Raw genomic sequence first — 17,285 nt, forward strand, 5'->3', positions numbered from 1 at the left:
TATTTATGGAAAAGTCGAAGTTTCGCAAAATCGCTATCGTGCTCGTACTGGTCGTGGTGGCCGGTCTGATTTTCTACAGCGCGCAATCGCCGGGCAAACCGCCGGAGTACCTGACCGCCACGGTCGAGCGGGCTGACATCGAGAACTCGGTGTTGGCGAGCGGGACGCTCCAGGGGGTCAAGCAGGTCGACGTCGGTGCCCAGGTATCGGGCCAGCTTAAATCGCTCAAGGTCAAGTTGGGCGACAAGGTCAAGAAGGGCCAGTGGCTGGCGGAAATCGACCCCATGCTGGCACAGAACTCATTGCGCCAGACCCAGGTCAACGAAGAGAACCTGATGGCCAAGCGGCAGGCCACGGCGGCGCAACTCAAGGACGCCAAGGCCACCTATGACCGCTACAAAAAACTGCAGCCGGACGACGCGATCTCCAAGCAGGAGTACGAGACTGCCGAGTCGAACTACAAAGTGGAAGCGGCGAACCTGCTCTCTCTCGATGCGCAGATAAAGGACGCCCGTATCCAGGTGGAAACCGCACGGGTCAACCTGGCCTACACCCACATCGTCGCGCCGATAGACGGCTATGTCGTGGGAATCGTGACGCAGGAAGGCCAGACGGTGATCGCCGAGCAACTGGCGCCGGTCCTGCTCAAGCTCGCCGACCTGGACACCATGACGGTCAAGGCGCAGGTATCGGAGGCCGATGTGATTCACATCGTTCCCGGCCAAGAGGTGTATTTCACCATCCTGGGGGAGTCGGAAAGGCGCTACTACGCCACACTGCGAGGCACCGAGCCTGCGCCGCAGAACTTCCTCGAAACCCAGGCAGCCGGGGCGCCCAAACAGAACACTGCGGTGTTCTATAACAGCCTCTTCGATGTGCCGAACCCCGATCATCGCCTGCGTATCTCCATGACTGCCCAGGTTCGTATCGTCTTGGACAAAGCCAAGGATGTGTTGACGGTTCCCGTCGCCGCGCTGGGGGCGAAAAACCAGGATGGCAGCTTCGTGGTCCGCGTGCTCGATGCCGAAGGCAAGGCTCAGCCGCGCAACGTGCAGACGGGCATCAACAATAACGTCAGGGCTGAGATCAAGGATGGCCTGGCTGAAGGTGACAAGGTTGTCATCGGCGAGCCGACCCCCGCCGTGGCAGGAGCCTGACCATGACGCGACCACTGTTGGAACTCGAGGGCATCACCCGCAGTTTCCTTGCGGGCGAAAAGGCGTTCATCGCGCTCAAGAACATCAACTTGACGATCAATGCGGGCGAGGTGGTCGCGATCACCGGTGCTTCCGGTTCCGGCAAGTCGACCTTGATGAATGTACTCGGCTGCCTCGATCATCCGGACGCCGGAAGCTATAAGGTGGACGGGCGCGAAACCGGTTCGATGGACGACCGTGAACTGGCCAGGTTGCGTCGCGACCACTTCGGTTTCATTTTCCAGCGCTACCATTTGCTGCCGCACCTGAGCGCCTTGCACAACGTCGAGATGCCGGCTATTTACGCCGGTGCCGCAGAGTCGCAGCGCCACAACCGTGCCGGGGACCTGTTGAAGCGCCTGGGGTTGGTGGGGCACCTGAGCAATCGGCCGAGTCAACTCTCGGGTGGCCAGCAGCAGCGGGTGAGTATCGCTCGGGCACTGATGAATGGTGGCGAGATCATTCTGGCGGACGAACCCACCGGTGCGCTGGACACCACCAGTGGCAAGGAAGTCATGAAGATCCTGCTGGAGCTCAATGCGGCGGGGCATACGGTCATCATCGTGACTCACGATGAGAAAGTGGCGGCTCACGCCCAGCGCATCATCGAGATCCGCGATGGTGAAATCGTCAGTGATCGTCCCAATCCGCAGAGGCCGCTGCAAGATCCGTCGGCACAAGACACGCGCCCGGCCAAGGTCAAGCCCACGAACGGCCTGCTCGCCAGCTTCGGCCTGTTCAGCGAGGCGTTCAACATGGCCTGGGTGGCGCTGGTCTCGCATCGAATGCGAACCCTGCTGACCATGTTGGGCATCATTATCGGTATCACCTCGGTGGTATCGATCGTGGCGATTGGCGAAGGGGTCAAGCAATATGTCCTCAAGGACATCCAGGCGATCGGCAGCAACACGATCGAAATCATGCCTGGGTCCGACTGGGGGGACAGTCGCTCGACGGCTATCGAAACGTTGGTGCTGTCCGATGTGACCGCCCTGGGCGACCAGTATTACATCGACAGTGCGACGCCCAACCTGGGTCGCAACCTGCTATTGCGTTATGAAAACATCGATGTCAATGCGACCGTCAACGGTGTGAGCGCGAGTTATTTCCAGGTTCGCGGAATCAAGATCGGCTCGGGTGTGGCATTCAGCAAGGACGATGCCCGGCGGCAATCGCAAGTGGTAGTCATCGACCACAACACAAGCCACAGACTGTTCGGCTCGCACACAGACCCGCTGGGTAAGGTGATTCTCGTCGACAACCTGCCTTGCACGGTCATCGGCGTGACCGAAGACCGCAAAAGCGTCTTCAACACCAGCAAGAACCTGAACATCTGGATGCCCTATGAAACCGCGGCCGGTCGGTTGCTGGGCCAGCGTTTCCTGGACAGCATCACGGTGCGGATAAAGGACGGGCAACCGAGCAAATTAGTGGAGGACAACGTAGTCAAGCTCCTGACCCAACGCCATGGCATCAAGGATTTCTTCACCTACAACCTCGACAGTGTGATGCAAACGGTGCAGAAGACCAGCCAATCGCTGGCGCTTTTGCTCTCGTTGATTGCGATCATCTCGCTGGTGGTGGGGGGCATCGGAGTGATGAACATCATGCTCGTCTCGGTGACCGAACGTACCCGTGAGATCGGTATCCGCATGGCCGTCGGTGCACGCCAGTCCGATATCCGCCAGCAGTTCCTGGTGGAGGCGGTGATGGTGTGCCTGATGGGGGGCACGATTGGCATCGCCTTGTCGTTTGGTATCGGCTACGTCTTTTCGATCTTCGTCAAGGAGTGGCAGATGGTGTTCTCGGTGGGATCGATCGTCACCGCTGTCGTCTGTTCGACCCTGATCGGCATCGTGTTCGGCTTCGTGCCCGCGCGCAATGCCGCGCGACTCGATCCGATCAATGCACTGGCTCGGGACTGACCCGGGCTACCCAGGCTTGAAGCCAGGTAGGGAACCCTGCGGCGAGGGAGCAAGCTCCCTCGCCACATAAGGTGTGCCTGGCGCCTTATACCGCTACGCGTGCCGCATGCGGACGAGTCTCGCCGACCTTCCTCACCGCCTGTTCGAAGCGGTCCAGCACCATGCCGACCTCGGTCTCGGTGATGGTCAGGGGCGGCAGGAACCTGAGCACTGCGCCATGGCGCCCACCGGTTTCCATCATCAAGCCGTTGTCGAAACAGTTGAGCTTGATGGCGTGTGCCCGGGCGCCGTCAGCCTGGCCGGCGCGCTGGTTGTCGGCCGGCTTGGTGATTTCCACGCCGATCATCAGTCCGCGACCGCGGATATCGCCGATGAATGGAAAACGCTGCGCGATGTCCCGCAGGCCACTTTCCAGTCGTTCGCCCATCCGGGCGGCATGGGCGACGAGATGGTCCTTGCGGATTTGCTGCATGGTGGCAGCGCCGGCAACCATCGCCACCTGATTGCCGCGGAAGGTCCCCGCATGCATGCCGGGGCCCCAGGTATCCAGATGTTCGGCGTAGACGATCACCGCCAGTGGGTAGCCACCGCCGATGGCTTTGGACAGCACCAGGATGTCGGGGACGATGCCGGCGTGCTCGATGGCGAATGTGCTGCCGGTACGACCCAGGCCGGTCTGGACTTCATCGACGATCAGCAAGATGTCCTGCTCGAGGGTGATTTCCCGTAGCGCCCGCAGCCAGTTGGCCGAGGCCGGGATGCAGCCGCCTTCGCCTTGCACCACCTCGACGATGACCGCCGCCGGTTTGGCGATGCCGCCCTCCGGGTCCGAGAGGACGGTACGGATGTAGTCGATGGACAGTTGATCGGTATGCTCGCCATTGGTGCCGAACGGGCATCGAAACCGATAGGGGAAGGGCAGAAAGTGCGTGCCTTGGGCGATCAGGCCATCGCCGGTCTTGGGGGACAGCTTGCCCATCGCCGACAGTGCGCCGGCCGTCATCCCGTGGTAGCCGCCGTGGAACGCCATCAATGGCGAGCGCTTGGTGTAGTGGCGGGCCAATTTGATGGCGGCCTCGACGGCATCCGAACCGCTGGGCCCGCAGAAGAGAATCTTGCTGGTGTCGCGCATTTGCGCAGGCAGCATCGAGAACAGCTCCTGCACGAACGCATGCTTGGCCGGTGTGGCCAGGTCCAGTGCCTGCTGCAGGTGATCGCTGTCGAGGAAGCGCATCACCGCATCCCGGACCTCGGGCGGATTGTGCCCCAGGGCCAGTGTCCCGGCGTTCGACAGGCAATCGAGGAACTCCTGGCCGCTGGCATCCTTGATACGCATGCCCTTGCCGCTGACGAACAGGCGCTGGAAAGTCTGTGCATAGGTACGTGCGTTCGACTCGACGTTTTCGAGGTAAGTGAGTGCTTCCATATTCGATCATCCATTGGCTATGGAACGTGAACCGAGCGGGGCCATTCATGCTCGACAGCAAGTGCAGCCATTACTGGGCAGGTCGGGCTCATTTCAACAGGCCCCCGTCTTTATCGCGAGTTTTCCTGCCGACACCTGTCCCCAATTTCCACGCCAGACATTGGAGCGGGCGCAAGGTTAAATAACTGCCATACGAGCCTCATCAAGCCATCGTTAATAATCCGCCATCTCCCTGAGTTGTGCCGGTGCCGGGTGCTTGCTGTTTTCACCTTTGACACCCCTAGAGAACCCTATGCATGTCTTCAAGCCTCCAGAGAGCATATTGCTGGTGACACTGTGTGCGGTGGCCTTGAGTGGCTGCGTATTGGGCCCTGACTATCGGGTGCCAGACGTCCCGATCGCCGCCAAATGGCAGGCACCGGTGCCCCATGGCGCGTCCGTGGCCGCGTTGGCCGACTGGTGGCGGCAATTCGATGACCCGGCATTGACCGAGCTGTTGCGCCTGGCCGAAGCCGATAGCCCGTCCATGGACCAGGCTTGGGCGAATATCTCGCTGGCCCGTGCGACCGCCGACAGTGACGCCGCCGATGCCTTGCCCAAGTTCGACGCCAGGCTGTCCGGTGGCCGAGGCGGGCAGCAGACCGGTTCGCAGCGCCTGGGGGGCTCAGGTTCCTCTGCAACGATGGATGCCGCCTGGGAGCTCGATCTGTTCGGCAAGTTGCGCCGCAACAATGAAGCCGCCAACTCCCGCGTCGAAGCACGGGTGGATGACTGGCATGACGCGAGGGTTTCCCTGGCGGCCCAGGTGGGTGATTACTACGTGCAGTACCGGGGCTGCCAGAAGTTGGTATTGGCTTACCGTGACCAGGCCCAGTCACAGCAAGACACCGCGCGCGTGACGCGCCAGTCGTTCGGGGCGGGCTTCACGTCCTCCGCCGACGCCGCGTTGGCCGATGCCAGTGCCGCCAGCAGCGCTGCGGCCCTGGTCCAGCAGCAGAGTGAATGCCAGGTGCTGCTCAAGAGCCTGGTGGCACTGACAGGCAGTGATGAAGGGCGACTGCTGGACGTGCTGGGCCACACGCCGGCGCAACTGCCGCATCCGGCCGAACTCAACGTGCAACAGGTTCCGGTCGACTTGCTGCGCCAGCGCCCGGACATTGCCTCCGACGAGCGCGAGCTGGCAGCGGCGAATGCCGAGATCGGCGTGGCCCAGGCTGATCGCCTGCCGAGCCTGAGTCTTTCCGGGACGATTTCCGTGGGAACCATGGTGGGCCAGCGCAACCGTTCCTGGTCGCTGGGCCCGGTGCTGTCGGTTCCGCTGTTCGACGGTGGCAAGCGGCGCGCCGCGGCGCAGGGTGCCAAGGCCTCGTATGACGCAGCCCTGGCGGTCTATCGCCAAACGCTGCGCACCGGTGTGATGGAAGTGGAGCAGGCCCTGGTGCGTCTCGATGCGGCACGTCGCCGAGAGTCGGATGTGGAGCGCTCCACCGCAGGTTTCCGGGAGTCTTTCGAGGCCATCGATCGCGGTTGGCAGGCCGGCAATGTCAGCCTGCTGGACCGGGAAACCGCACGCCGCCAGGCGCTGACAGCCGAGATTGAATTGATCACCTTGCAGCAGAATCAAGTGCGCTACTGGATCGCCCTGTACAAGGCACTGGGGGGCGGCTGGCAAGCCGATCAGCCCCTGGCGCGGAGTCGGGCATCGGGCGGGGACGGCGCGTGAGGTCGCGACCAGGCAAGTTCGCGTTGGCGATCGCGGTGTGCGCGATCGTGGTGGCGCTGATCTATTTTCGCCGGGGCGCTGAGCCAGTCGAGGCCGCCCCCGGGTCAGCAGCTTGAGCGTAGAAGTCGTCCAGGCGCAACGCCAGGTCTGGCCACAGTTACTGTTTGCCAACGGCGCGCTCGCCCCCTGGCAGGAAGCGGTCATCAATGCCGAGACCAGCAACCTGCGCATCGCCAGTATCGAGGCCGATGTGGGCAGCCGGGTGAAGAAAGGCCAATTGCTGGCCACGCTGGCCAGCGAAACGGTGGTTGCCGAAGAGCACAAACAGAAGGCGCTCGTCGCCCAGGCCGGCGCGAACCTGGAGCAGGCCCGTTCCAATGATCGTCGGGCCCGGGTCGTCGGGCAGGGCGGGGCCCTGTCGGAGCAACAGCGTGAAGACTACCGGATCAAGGTCGCGCTGGCCGAGGCTGACCTTGCCGGTGCTCGTGCCGAATTGCAGAGCACGCGGATCAGGCTCGGACAAACCCGCATCCTCGCCGTGGACGATGGCATCATTTCGGCGCGCACGGCGCTGCTTGGCAAGGTGCTCTCCGCCGGCGACGAGCTGTTTCGCATGGTGCGCGACGGCCGCATCGAATGGCAGGCCGAGCTGGATGCCCGCCAACTGGCCCAGGTTCAGCCAGGCCAGGTCGCCCGTATGACGTTGCCCGACGGCCAGAGCCTGGAAGGGCGCGTGCGGCTGGTATCGCCCACGTTGAATACCAAGACCAGCCGGGGATTGATCTACGTCTCCCTGCCCACCGACAGCGCCGCCCAGGCCGGTATGTATGCCAGCGGCCAGATCGAGCTGGCGCCCCGCGAGGCCGTCACGGTGCCAGACACTGCCGTCATCCTGCGGGACGGGCGTTCCTATGTGTTCACGCTCAATGATGACATGCGCGTAGTCCAGCGACCGGTGGTGGTCGGCCGACGCTTGCATCAGGCCGTGGAGATTCTCAGCGGCCTCGATGAGCCTGCCCGAATCGTGCGTGCTGGCGGTGCGTTCCTCAACGATGGTGCGAGTGTGACCCTCGTTCAATCCCAGGTCGCCCAGCCATGAACATTTCAGCCCTGTCGATCCGCCATCCGGTGCCGGCCGTCATGCTGTTCATTCTGCTGACGCTCTTTGGCCTGTCGGGTTTCGAGAAGCTCGCCATCCAGGATTTTCCGGACATGGACCTGCCAGTGGTGGTGATCAGCGCCTCGCTGGAAGGTGCTGCCCCGGAGCAACTGGAAACGGAAGTGGCGCGCAAGATCGAGGACAAGCTGACGTCCCTGCGCCTGCTCAAGCACGTGACGACGACCATCACCGATGGTGCCGTCAACATCAGCATCAGCTTTGACATCGACAAGGATGGCAACGAGGCGCTCAACGAAGTGCGTAACGCGGTCGACAGTGCCATGGCGCAGTTGCCGGCGAGCCTGGACACACCCTCGGTTTCCCGGCTGACCACCAGCGCCTCGGCATTGCTCACCTATGTCATCGACTCCGATAACCTGGATGAAGAAGCGTTGTCGTGGTTCGTCGACAATGAGTTGAGCAAACAGCTGCTGGCGGTGCCCGGGGTGGCAATGATCGCGCGCATGGGCGGTGTCGACCGGGAAGTCCAGGTCAATCTCGATCCGGCCCTGATGGCGGGCCTGGGTATTCGTGTCACGGACATCGCCAACCAGTTACGGGCGATGCAAAAGGACAACTCCGGTGGCCAGGGCAATCTGGGCAGTGGCCAGCAAGCCATGCGGACCCTGGGTGCCATTGACGATCCGGCGGCCCTCGGTGCCATCGACATTCCCAGCGGCGACGGTCGCCTGCTCGCCCTGGGGCAGTTGGCCGACATTCGCGACACCCACGCCGAACGCAGCACCCGGGCGTTTCGCGATGGCAGGCCCGTGATCGGTTTCCAGGTCACCCGTTCCCTGGGGTTCTCCGATGTCGGCGTCGCCAATGACGTACGCAAGGCCATGATCGCGTTTGAAAAACAGCATCCCAACGTGCAGATCGTTGAAGCCAGTGACACGGTCAAGGCCGTGCTCGCCAACTATCACGATTCGATGAATTTGCTGTACGAAGGCATGCTGTTGGCGGTGCTGGTGGTCTGGTGGTTCCTGCGGGACTGGCGCGCCACGCTCATCGTCGCCACGGCACTGCCGCTGTCGATCATCCCCACCTTTGGCGTGATGTACCTGGCCGGGTTCACCCTCAACGCCGTCTCCCTGCTGGCCCTGGCGCTGGTCATCGGTGTGCTGGTGGACGATGCCATCGTCGAGATCGAGAACATCGCGCGACACTTGCGCATGGGCAAAACCCCGCTTCAGGCCGCCACCGAAGCCGCGGATGAAATCGGTCTGGCGGTGCTCGCCACCACGGCCACCCTGGTCGCAGTGTTCCTGCCCACGGCGTTCATGGGGGGGATCGCCGGAAAGCTGTTCCGCCAGTTCGGCGTGACGGCGTCGGCGGCGCTGCTGTTTTCACTGCTGGTGGCACGGCTGCTGACGCCGATGATGGCGGCTTATTTCCTCAAGGCAAGGCATGAAGCCGACCATGACAGCCCGTTGATGACTCGCTACCTGGGCTGGATCCATGCCAGCCTGACTTGGCGCAAGACGACGATGGGCCTGGCCGGCCTGTGCTTCGTCGGGGCTCTGGCGCTGGTCCCGTTGCTGCCCACCAGCTTCCTGCCAGCGCAGGACACCGGCCGCAGCAAGATAACATTGGAGATGCCGCCAGGAACGACACTGGAACACACCACCGCGATGGCCTTGCAGGCCAGCGAGCGGCTGCGCGAACTCCCCGACGTCACGCATGTGTTCAGCTCGGTGGGGACCGCCAGCAGTTCGGGCGCCGGGCCTGGCGATATCACTGGCGCCGGCGATGCGATCCTGACGGTGGAGCTGGCGCCTCGGAATGTACGCGATCGCAAGCAGGTGGAGGTCGAAGCGCAGATGCGCCAGGTGTTGCGCACGCTTGCGGGAGTACGCATCAATGTTGGCGGCGATGGCAGCGGAGAGAAGCTCAATATCGTGCTTGCCAGTGATGACGGCGATCTGCTGGAACGCACGGCAAGCGCCCTTGAGCCCCAGTTGCGTGAGTTGCGCGGGATCGGCAATGTCTCGTCCAGCAGCGCCTTGCAACGACCGGAAATCCAGATGCGGCCGGATTTTGCCCGGGCAGCGGAATTGGGCATCACCAGCCAGGACATCGCCGATACCTTGCGCATGGCGACTTACGGCGAATACTCCTCGCAACTGGGAAAGATCAATTTGTCCCAGCGCCAGGTGGACGTGCGAGTGCGCATGGATTCGCTGTTGCGCGACGACTTGCAGGCGATCAGCCAATTGCGGGTAACCGGTCGAGACGGCCAGGTCGCACTGGCCTCGTTGGGGGACATCAGCATGGGCAGTGGGCCGGCGCAAATCAGCCGACTGGACCGTCTGCGCAATGTCACCCTGTCTATCGAACTCAACGGTCGCAACCTGGGTGAGGTCATGGCCGAGGCCCGCCAACTGCCGGTGATGCGCAACTTGCCAGCCGAAGTGAAACTGGTGGAGCAGGGCGAATTGCAGTTGATGACGGAGTTGTTCGCCAGCTTCGGCCTGGCCATGGCCATCGGCGTGTTTTGTATTTATTCAGTCCTGGTGTTGCTGTTTCACGACTTCTTGCAACCAGCCACGATTCTTTCGGCCCTGCCGCTCTCGCTGGGTGGCGCGTTGTTGGCCTTGCTGGTGTGCAATTTCAGTTTTTCCCTGTCGTCGGTCATCGGCTTGTTGATGTTGATGGGCATCGTGACCAAAAACTCCATTCTGTTGGTGGAGTACGCCATCATGGCTCGCCGCGATTATGGCCTGGGTCGATACGATGCGTTGGTGGATGCTTGCCACAAGCGTGCCCGTCCGATCCTGATGACCACCATTGCGATGGGGGCCGGGATGTTGCCGACGGCGATGGGAATGGGCGAAGACCCGAGCTTCAGGCAACCGATGGCGGTGGTGGTCATGGGTGGTTTGCTGACGTCGACGTTGTTGAGCTTGCTGGTGGTGCCGGTGATTTTCACTTACGTGGACGATGCGCTTGAATGGCTGAAGCGTCGCACTCGATCGCCAATGGAAGAGGGGGCGCTAGAGGAAGTTTGAGGGGGAAAACAATATTCCCCCAACAAGTACTCGATTCGGTCAGTGAGCGAGCAATCGTTGGGGGTGGGTTTAAACGGCTTGTTGGATCGGGCTATTGCCATTCCATTCCATGTGAGCCGGTGTGGCATCCATCGAATGCATCCAGCGGATCAGCGAACGACGCCCACCAATCCCCATCTTTATGGCGGCGCGCTTCAAATAGCTTTCGACTGTATTGACCTTCAGGTTCAGTTGCTCGGCAAGTTCGGGGGCAGTGCGTCCGGCCAGCAAACCTACGCACACTTCCGTTTCGCGAGAGGACAGACTCAATCCTGACTGTAGCAATCGATCGGCGAACCTTTGGCGCAGCGCTTCCATGCCGCCGTTTTCCGAAGCGTCCAAAGCCAGAAGAGGGTCCTGCTGAGTGGATTCCGGTGGAACAAGGGCTGCCACGTGCTCCTCGACCATGGGCAACAAAAGACAGGAAAAGTCTTTCAATAAGGCATGTTCTTGTGCGGTAAATCCCTTCGAAAGAGGCGATCGATAGATGGACAGTACATAACGACGACCATTCTTTCGGGTCGACAGGTGTAATTGCGTCGTCGTGCTGTAACCGGGAGCTTTTTCTGATCGCTCGGATTTAAGCAGGCACCGGGAAAAATTGGGTATTTTCTGCGGTGCTGCATCTTCAAAGAGTATGTCGTCGGCCAGGAAAAATGGCTTGGCGGTGTGGGTGTCCATGAGTGCACCGACGCAAGCGTTGTCGAGGCCGACGCAACCTATGCTGGAGGTGCTGGGTTCAGACATATTACTTGTGCCGATCCGTTGTTCGGTAATATGTGTTGCATCCACGGGTATTTCCGTGAGTATCAGGTCGTGCAACATACGCGGGAAATTGCGACTGCCAGTACTGGCAATGACTTTGCCAACGTGCGGGAATAATCGTTGTAGGTTCATCCTTTCTCCAAAATCATCCAATTATTTGATTAAAGTTGCAGTTCAGTGTGCATGGGTATCTTTGCCGGAATGTTTCGATTGGGCATTATCTGGGTAGTACCCAAGGATTTATGGAGTGTATCTGACGAACGGTGTGTCATGAGGGGGGTGGTAAGTACCGTTGTTCTGTTGATGGCATTCTTGTTGAGGACCTCGTCGTAAGTTTTAAAGGTGCATGGCAAAGTGCCGTAGATGATGTGTTCTCCCTTCGAGCCTAATGCCGTATTGAGTCTTTCAATTGGCCAGCCAGACCGTTTCAGGATTTTTTCCATCAAGGTATCTACGACGATTTCATAGGCGTGAATTTTTTGTTGTTGAGCGAACTTAATCATTGACAGGAAAAGTGCCGCTGTGCGAATGTCTACATTAGCTCGGGTGAGTTTTCCCGTGGAGAAATTATTGGTTGAAAGTGCAAATCTTGTGGCTTCCCAACAGTGACCCAAGTGCGGTCTGTTTTTTTCGGTTGGAAGGATAAAGCTCAGGGGGCCGCTCATCAATGTGGGTTTGCTGGAAGGACGTAGTCGAACACAGCCGGTAACGCGGTCGTTTTCATGGGCATAGATATAGACCGCGTCGGGGTCGTCGTATTCATCCCACTCATAATCGCTGCCTTGATAACTTTCAATGTCCCACTTCTTTCTATCGATGAAGGCGAGTTTGCGAATGGACAGTATTTGTTCGAGGGTTTTAAGAGGGATTTTTGAGTAGCTTACGATGCTGGTGGATACGCCGGAAAATCCATAGGTGCATGGGGAGTAGTTCATGGATGCGACTTCTTGGCTGCAGGTGTAGCTACTGTTGACTTTGCACTACGGTATTTCAACTGTCCTAAAGTACAGTCTTTGATTTATAGAGTGTGCAGCCTATTTAGTAGGTGCGGCTTTGTGAGCGGATTATAATTTTTGATTTGCTTGTTAGTTGTGGATTTGTATCGTCGAGAATCCAAAAAAGTATAGGTGAGGCCTGGTGGCAAACGGGTGTTGGTCGAGGGGAATTGCATGAGTTAAAATAGGCTCGATCTATTGTTTTTTTGACGATCATGAAAATACCACTCGTAACCAATTGATATGGGCTTGTTCAAAAAATTGACGCGCACAGATAGAGCCTGGCGTCTGTAAATAAACGGTCATCTGGCAATGGGTAGGGTGACTTTCTTTCGCGGGTTGATCCCCGACTGTGCGTCCAAGGAATATCGATTGACGAGTGGATTTTAGTATGTGGCACATTGATGGTGGTCTAGTGTGTTTGCTCTATTTAAGTTGGTTGTCTGACCTCGTATGACTGAAATGGCTGACTTCATGGCACTGTGCTTGAAGTCATGCGGAAAGATGATGGATTGATCTGACCCTGAAAATAAGCCGTACAGGCTTCTGAATATGGATGGATGCTATGAATTATATTGCGTTTTCGTTGTTGACCGTATTGTTGGTTCCGGGACCGACGAATTCATTGTTGTTGCAGGCGGGTGTCAGTAGAGGGTTCAACACGCGTTCGATGCGCTTCGTTGCAGCTGAATGGTTGGCATACGTTATTCAGATGACGATGTGGGGAGTGTTCATTGACTTGCTGATGACCGATCACTCGTGGGTGGTGATCGCTACCAAGATCTTTGCTGTGTGTTTTCTATTTTATATTTCCTTGAAGCTTTGGTTCTCGGTCAAAGAGCATGCGCCTGGTGCAAGGGCGGGTATTACCGTTCCGGATTTGTTTGTGGCAACACTGACAAATCCCAAGGGGTTGTTTTTTGTTTCCTTCGTTGCGCCGGCGGGCACATTCCTGTCGCTGGAGAATTGGCTGTCATTCATTCTGCTATTTACAGCCATTATTTTTCCGGTAGGGCTTGTGTGGATCGCAGCGGGCGCTTTTTGTGGTCGAAAATTTCACGCGATTGTATCTGGACGATTTTTAAATCGAGCCATTTCCCTGGTGATTGGGTTGTTCGCCTGTGGCATGCTTTTCAATATCGCATCCCAGGTGAATTTCGTCTGATTGTGCTCTGATGGCGTCGAATGCGGGCGGTGCCAGGGCGGTGCAGTAAGTAAGATTTAATAACACAAAGCGTTATTTAGATGAGGTTCAACTGCGCCGCTTTGAACATGGCTTGCTTGACATTGGTGCAGTCCATTTTTTCAGTCATTTGCTTGGCATGAAATTTCACTGTTCGCTCGGTGATATTCATGATCAAACCGATCTCCTTATAGTTTTTGCCAAGCGCAAGCCAACGCAGGAATTCAATTTCCCTGGGTGATAGCTTGAGTGTACTCTCGACAACGGTCTCAACCGGGCGGTGCTGGTTGGCGATGAAGCTGAGCGTTTGAATAATGAATATGTTCTCCCTGATAATAGTTGGGAAATCGGGATCGTTTTCTTCCGAAGATAGGTGAACGGAGCCGAACGATCTGCCGGGCTCATGAATCGGAACAGTGAATCCTTGCTTGATGCCATAGGATGCGGATTGATCGAATATTTCCGGATTATTGTCGATTTCTTGTGGGATTTCATCCCAGAAAAAAGGCATGGCGGTAATGGCTGTGTTGGCCATCACAGGGTCTGATTTGTGCAGTGAGTTCTTGCGGTAGGTGTCCACCCATTCGGCGGGATAGTTGCTGTGGATGGAGACTTTTGAATTGTCGAAGGGCATGGGCTCCAAGTGAACATAAGCAAATTTTTCAAGCCCGAGTTTCGAGAATATCCAGCCTAGTATCTCGGTGTACTCTTCGTGGCTTTTTCCTGGAATATTATTCTCCACCTCTTGAATTAAATTGAGCAGTTGGCTTGAAATGGGCTTGAGCATAGTAGGCGCGCTCGAAAAATATTAATGTGAATACCTGTAGGTAGCAAAGGCTTCACCTTGATATTCGCCAAGCGGAGGAGGGAAGTTTTATAACGTTGCCATCAACATCCGCACGCTGCTTTGTGACCGCTATCGGGGCTGTGAAAGGGGCTGGAGTATCGGGCGGGGTTTTCCTGTTCATCGGGGTTCGCTTCAGGGCGCGATAATTACCCCTCATGCCGCCGTGTAATGCCTGCTCTCTCAATTGAGATGATGTCATTTTGCGTCCTTGCCGGTGTAACCTCAGCCCTTTGCCCCTGAGGTTGTAGTTAATTACGACTACTGAAACGATTAACTGGAGGACAGTATAGACAGCTTTTTCGCAACAGCGAGAAACATTAAAAAACCTTTATTTTTCACCGTGCAAAGCCCTTTTCAGGAAGGCTGCCGTTCGACTCTCCTGGCATTTCGTCACCGTTTCCGGAGCCCCGCAAACCACCACGTTTCCGCCCTGGGTGCCAGCCCCCGGGCCGATATCGATGACCCAGTCACTCTGCGCTACCACTCGCATGTCATGTTCCACCACAACCACCGTATGACCTTCCTCCACCAGGCGATTCAACTGCACCAGCAAGCGATCCACGTCCTGGGGATGCAGCCCATTGGTCGGCTCATCCAACACATACAAGGTTGCGCCCCGGGCCTTGCGCTGCAGTTCTGTCGCCAGCTTGATCCGCTGGGCTTCGCCGCCGGACAGCTCCGTGGCCGGTTGCCCCAGGCGCAGGTAGCCCAGTCCAATATCTTGCAGCACTTGCAACGAACGCCTGGCCGCCGCTTGTTCGGCAAACACCTCGAGTGCCTGGTTCACGGTCAGCTGCAACACCTGGGAAATGTCCAGGCCCTGCCAGCGAACTTCCAGGGTCTGTGGGTTGTAGCGGGCGCCGTGGCAGGTGGGGCAGGGGGCGTACACGCTGGGCATGAACAACAACTCCACGCTGACGAAGCCTTCACCTTCGCAGGTTTCGCAACGCCCCTTGGCGACGTTGAAGGAAAACCGCCCGGCATCGAATCCCAGTGCCTGCGCCTGTTCTGTGGCGGCAAACAGTTTGCGCACGTGGTCGAACAAACCGGTGTAAGTGGCGAGGTTGGAGCGCGGGGTACGGCCAATGGGTTTCTGGTCCACCTGGACCAACCGCTTGACCGCATCGAGCCCGGCAACAACGCGCCCGGCACTGGTTTGCACGGGTTCGTCTTCCAGGCTTTGCTCGTCGGGTTCGGCGTTGGGGCTGGCCTGGCCCAGGTGCGCGCCGACCAGATCCAGCAGGGCTTGGCTGACGAGGCTGGATTTGCCTGAGCCAGAGATGCCGGTGACGGCGGTGAAGCAGCCCAACGGGAAGGCCGCGTTCAGGTTGTCGAGGTTGTTGCGGGTGATGCCTTCCAGGCGCAGCCAATCCTTGGGTGCTCGTGGACTGCGTATCGCAGTGTTTTCTTCGCCAAAAAGATAGGCACGGGTGCGTGATTCCGGCACCTGGCCAAGGCCTGCCGGCGGACCGCTGTAGAGGACTTTGCCGCCTTGTTCGCCTGCGTCCGGGCCCACGTCGATGAGCCAGTCGGCGCGGCGCATGGTATCGAGGTCATGTTCGACCACAAACACAGAGTTGCCCGCTGCCTTGAGGCGTTGCAGGGCGCCAAACAATGCTTCGCTGTCGGCCGGGTGCAGGCCGGCGGAGGGTTCGTCCAGCACATAGATCACGCCGAACAACTGGGAATTTAGCTGGGTCGCCAGGCGCAGGCGTTGCAATTCGCCGGACGAAAGCGTCGGCGTGCTGCGTTCCAGGGCGAGGTAGCCGAGGCCCAGGTCGATCAGCGTGACGATCCGCTCCAGCAACTCGGCGGCGATGCGTTGGGCAGCCAGCCGTTTCTCCAGGGAGAGGTTGGGTGTGTGGCGGGCGTCGGGCCCGCCCGCATGGGGATTGTCGCCCCTGGCGGCGCGCTGCTCACGGGCCTCGCGGGTTTGCCGATGACTGAGGACTTCTCCCGTTTCTTCGGCCTGTGCAAGGTAGTCGGGCGCCAGGACCTGCTTGAGCACCTCGGCCAGTTCGAGCAGCGGCAGGTGCGACAGCTCGGCGATGTCCAGGCCGGCAAAGGTCACGGTCAGCGCCTGGCGCTTGAGGCGTTTGCCCTCGCACACCGGGCACGGGCTGGCGCGCATGTATTGCGCCACGCGTTTGCGCATCTGGGCACTTTGGGAATGCATGAAGGTGTGCAGCAGGTAGCGCCGGGCGCCGCTGAACGTGCCTTGGTAACTGGGTTCGAGCTTGCGCTTGAGGGCGGCGCGGGTCTGGGCCGGCGTCAGTCCGGCGTAGACGGGAACGGTGGGAGTTTCTTCGGTGAAGAGAATCCAGTCCCTTTGCTTTTTCGGCAGGTCGCGCCACGGGATGTCGACGTCATACCCCAGGGTCACCAGGATGTCCCGCAGGTTCTGGCCTTGCCAAGCCATGGGCCAGGCAGCCACGGCGCGTTCGCGGATGGTCAGCGATGGGTCTGGCACCATGGAGGCTTCGGTCACCTCATAGACCCGGCCCAGGCCGTGGCATTCCTGGCAGGCGCCCTGGGGCGTGTTGGGCGAGAAGTCCTCGGCGTAGAGCATGGGTTGGTCGGCCGGGTAGCTGCCGGCGCGGGAGTAAAGCATGCGAATCAGGCTCGACAAGGTGGTGACGCTGCCCACGGATGAACGTGCGCTGGGGGTACCGCGTTGTTGCTGCAAGGCGACTGCCGGCGGCAGGCCCTCGATGCTGTCCACGTCCGGTACGCCCACCTGGTCGATCAGGCGCCGCGCATAAGGCGCGACGGATTCGAAGTAGCGACGCTGGGCTTCGGCATAGAGCGTGGAGAAGGCCAGCGACGACTTGCCGGAACCCGATACGCCAGTGAATACCACCAGGGCATCGCGAGGGATGTCCACGTCGACATTCTTGAGGTTGTGTTCGCGGGCGCCACGCACTCGGACGAAACCGGTGGCGTGCGGCAATGAAGAGACGGTGGCGGGGCCGGAGCTTGCGGGCATGGAGCGTTCCTTGTGGGCGTCTGCTTAACG

9 protein-coding genes and 3 pseudogenes are annotated in these 17,285 nt (G+C 59.2%); 7 read left to right on the forward strand and 5 right to left on the reverse strand.

Going from position 1 to position 17,285, the window contains the following annotated elements:
- Positions 1-5: 5 nt before the first annotated feature.
- The 3 genes and pseudogenes from macA to ACZ5M5_RS13830 form a co-directional block, all read left to right on the forward strand.
- The gene (gene macA, locus ACZ5M5_RS13820; RefSeq protein WP_060742627.1) at positions 6-1,157 is read left to right on the forward strand and encodes a macrolide transporter subunit MacA; all 1,152 of its coding nucleotides are present in this window, start codon (positions 6-8) and stop codon (positions 1,155-1,157) included.
- A gap of 2 nt (positions 1,158-1,159) precedes the next feature.
- Positions 1,160-1,847, forward strand: a pseudogene (locus ACZ5M5_RS13825) (ABC transporter ATP-binding protein); the annotation flags it as partial.
- 65 nt (positions 1,848-1,912) lie between these two features.
- A pseudogene (locus tag ACZ5M5_RS13830) lies at positions 1,913-3,121 on the forward strand (ABC transporter permease); the annotation flags it as partial.
- Positions 3,122-3,206: 85 nt separating this feature from the next.
- Here the strand turns inward: ACZ5M5_RS13830 and ACZ5M5_RS13835 are convergent.
- Positions 3,207-4,547, reverse strand: a complete 1,341-nt coding sequence (locus ACZ5M5_RS13835; RefSeq protein WP_060742625.1) for a diaminobutyrate--2-oxoglutarate transaminase family protein — start codon at positions 4,545-4,547, stop codon at positions 3,207-3,209.
- Between the two features lie 292 nt (positions 4,548-4,839).
- Between ACZ5M5_RS13835 and ACZ5M5_RS13840 the strand changes: the two genes are divergently transcribed.
- The 3 genes and pseudogenes from ACZ5M5_RS13840 to ACZ5M5_RS13850 all read left to right on the forward strand — a co-directional run bounded on the left by ACZ5M5_RS13840 (position 4,840) and on the right by ACZ5M5_RS13850 (position 10,440).
- Positions 4,840-6,270: an efflux transporter outer membrane subunit gene (locus ACZ5M5_RS13840; protein ID WP_464739231.1), complete on the forward strand. Its 1,431-nt coding sequence runs from the start codon at positions 4,840-4,842 to the stop codon at positions 6,268-6,270.
- A gap of 47 nt (positions 6,271-6,317) precedes the next feature.
- A pseudogene (locus tag ACZ5M5_RS13845) lies at positions 6,318-7,369 on the forward strand (efflux RND transporter periplasmic adaptor subunit).
- Complete coding sequence (locus tag ACZ5M5_RS13850; RefSeq protein ID WP_464739232.1) at positions 7,366-10,440, forward strand: efflux RND transporter permease subunit; 3,075 nt, start codon at positions 7,366-7,368, stop codon at positions 10,438-10,440. Before ACZ5M5_RS13845 ends, ACZ5M5_RS13850 begins: the two are co-directional and overlap by 4 nt.
- Before the next feature lie 69 nt (positions 10,441-10,509).
- Here the strand turns inward: ACZ5M5_RS13850 and ACZ5M5_RS13855 are convergent, their stop codons facing one another.
- Both ACZ5M5_RS13855 and ACZ5M5_RS13860 read right to left on the reverse strand, forming a co-directional pair.
- The gene (locus ACZ5M5_RS13855; protein WP_103310068.1) at positions 10,510-11,376 is read right to left on the reverse strand and encodes a helix-turn-helix transcriptional regulator; all 867 of its coding nucleotides are present in this window, start codon (positions 11,374-11,376) and stop codon (positions 10,510-10,512) included.
- A gap of 29 nt (positions 11,377-11,405) precedes the next feature.
- Positions 11,406-12,179 carry an acyl-homoserine-lactone synthase gene (locus ACZ5M5_RS13860; RefSeq protein ID WP_464739233.1) on the reverse strand — a complete coding sequence of 258 codons (774 nt, stop codon included), beginning with the start codon at positions 12,177-12,179 and terminating at the stop codon, positions 11,406-11,408.
- A 625-nt stretch (positions 12,180-12,804) separates the two neighbouring features.
- Between ACZ5M5_RS13860 and ACZ5M5_RS13865 the strand changes: the two genes are divergently transcribed.
- Positions 12,805-13,404 (forward strand): LysE family translocator, encoded by a 600-nt coding sequence (locus ACZ5M5_RS13865; protein ID WP_060742619.1) that lies wholly within the window; start codon positions 12,805-12,807, stop codon positions 13,402-13,404.
- Positions 13,405-13,480: 76 nt separating this feature from the next.
- Here ACZ5M5_RS13865 and ACZ5M5_RS13870 read toward each other — a convergent pair whose 3' ends face one another.
- On the reverse strand, positions 13,481-14,209 hold the full coding sequence (locus tag ACZ5M5_RS13870; RefSeq protein WP_464739234.1) for a helix-turn-helix transcriptional regulator: 729 nt from the start codon (positions 14,207-14,209) through the stop codon (positions 13,481-13,483).
- Positions 14,210-14,597: 388 nt separating this feature from the next.
- Positions 14,598-17,255 (reverse strand): excinuclease ABC subunit UvrA, encoded by a 2,658-nt coding sequence (locus ACZ5M5_RS13875; RefSeq protein ID WP_464739235.1) that lies wholly within the window; start codon positions 17,253-17,255, stop codon positions 14,598-14,600.
- Positions 17,256-17,285: the final 30 nt, after the last annotated feature.

Source organism: Pseudomonas sp. Van50 (genome assembly GCF_055390755.1).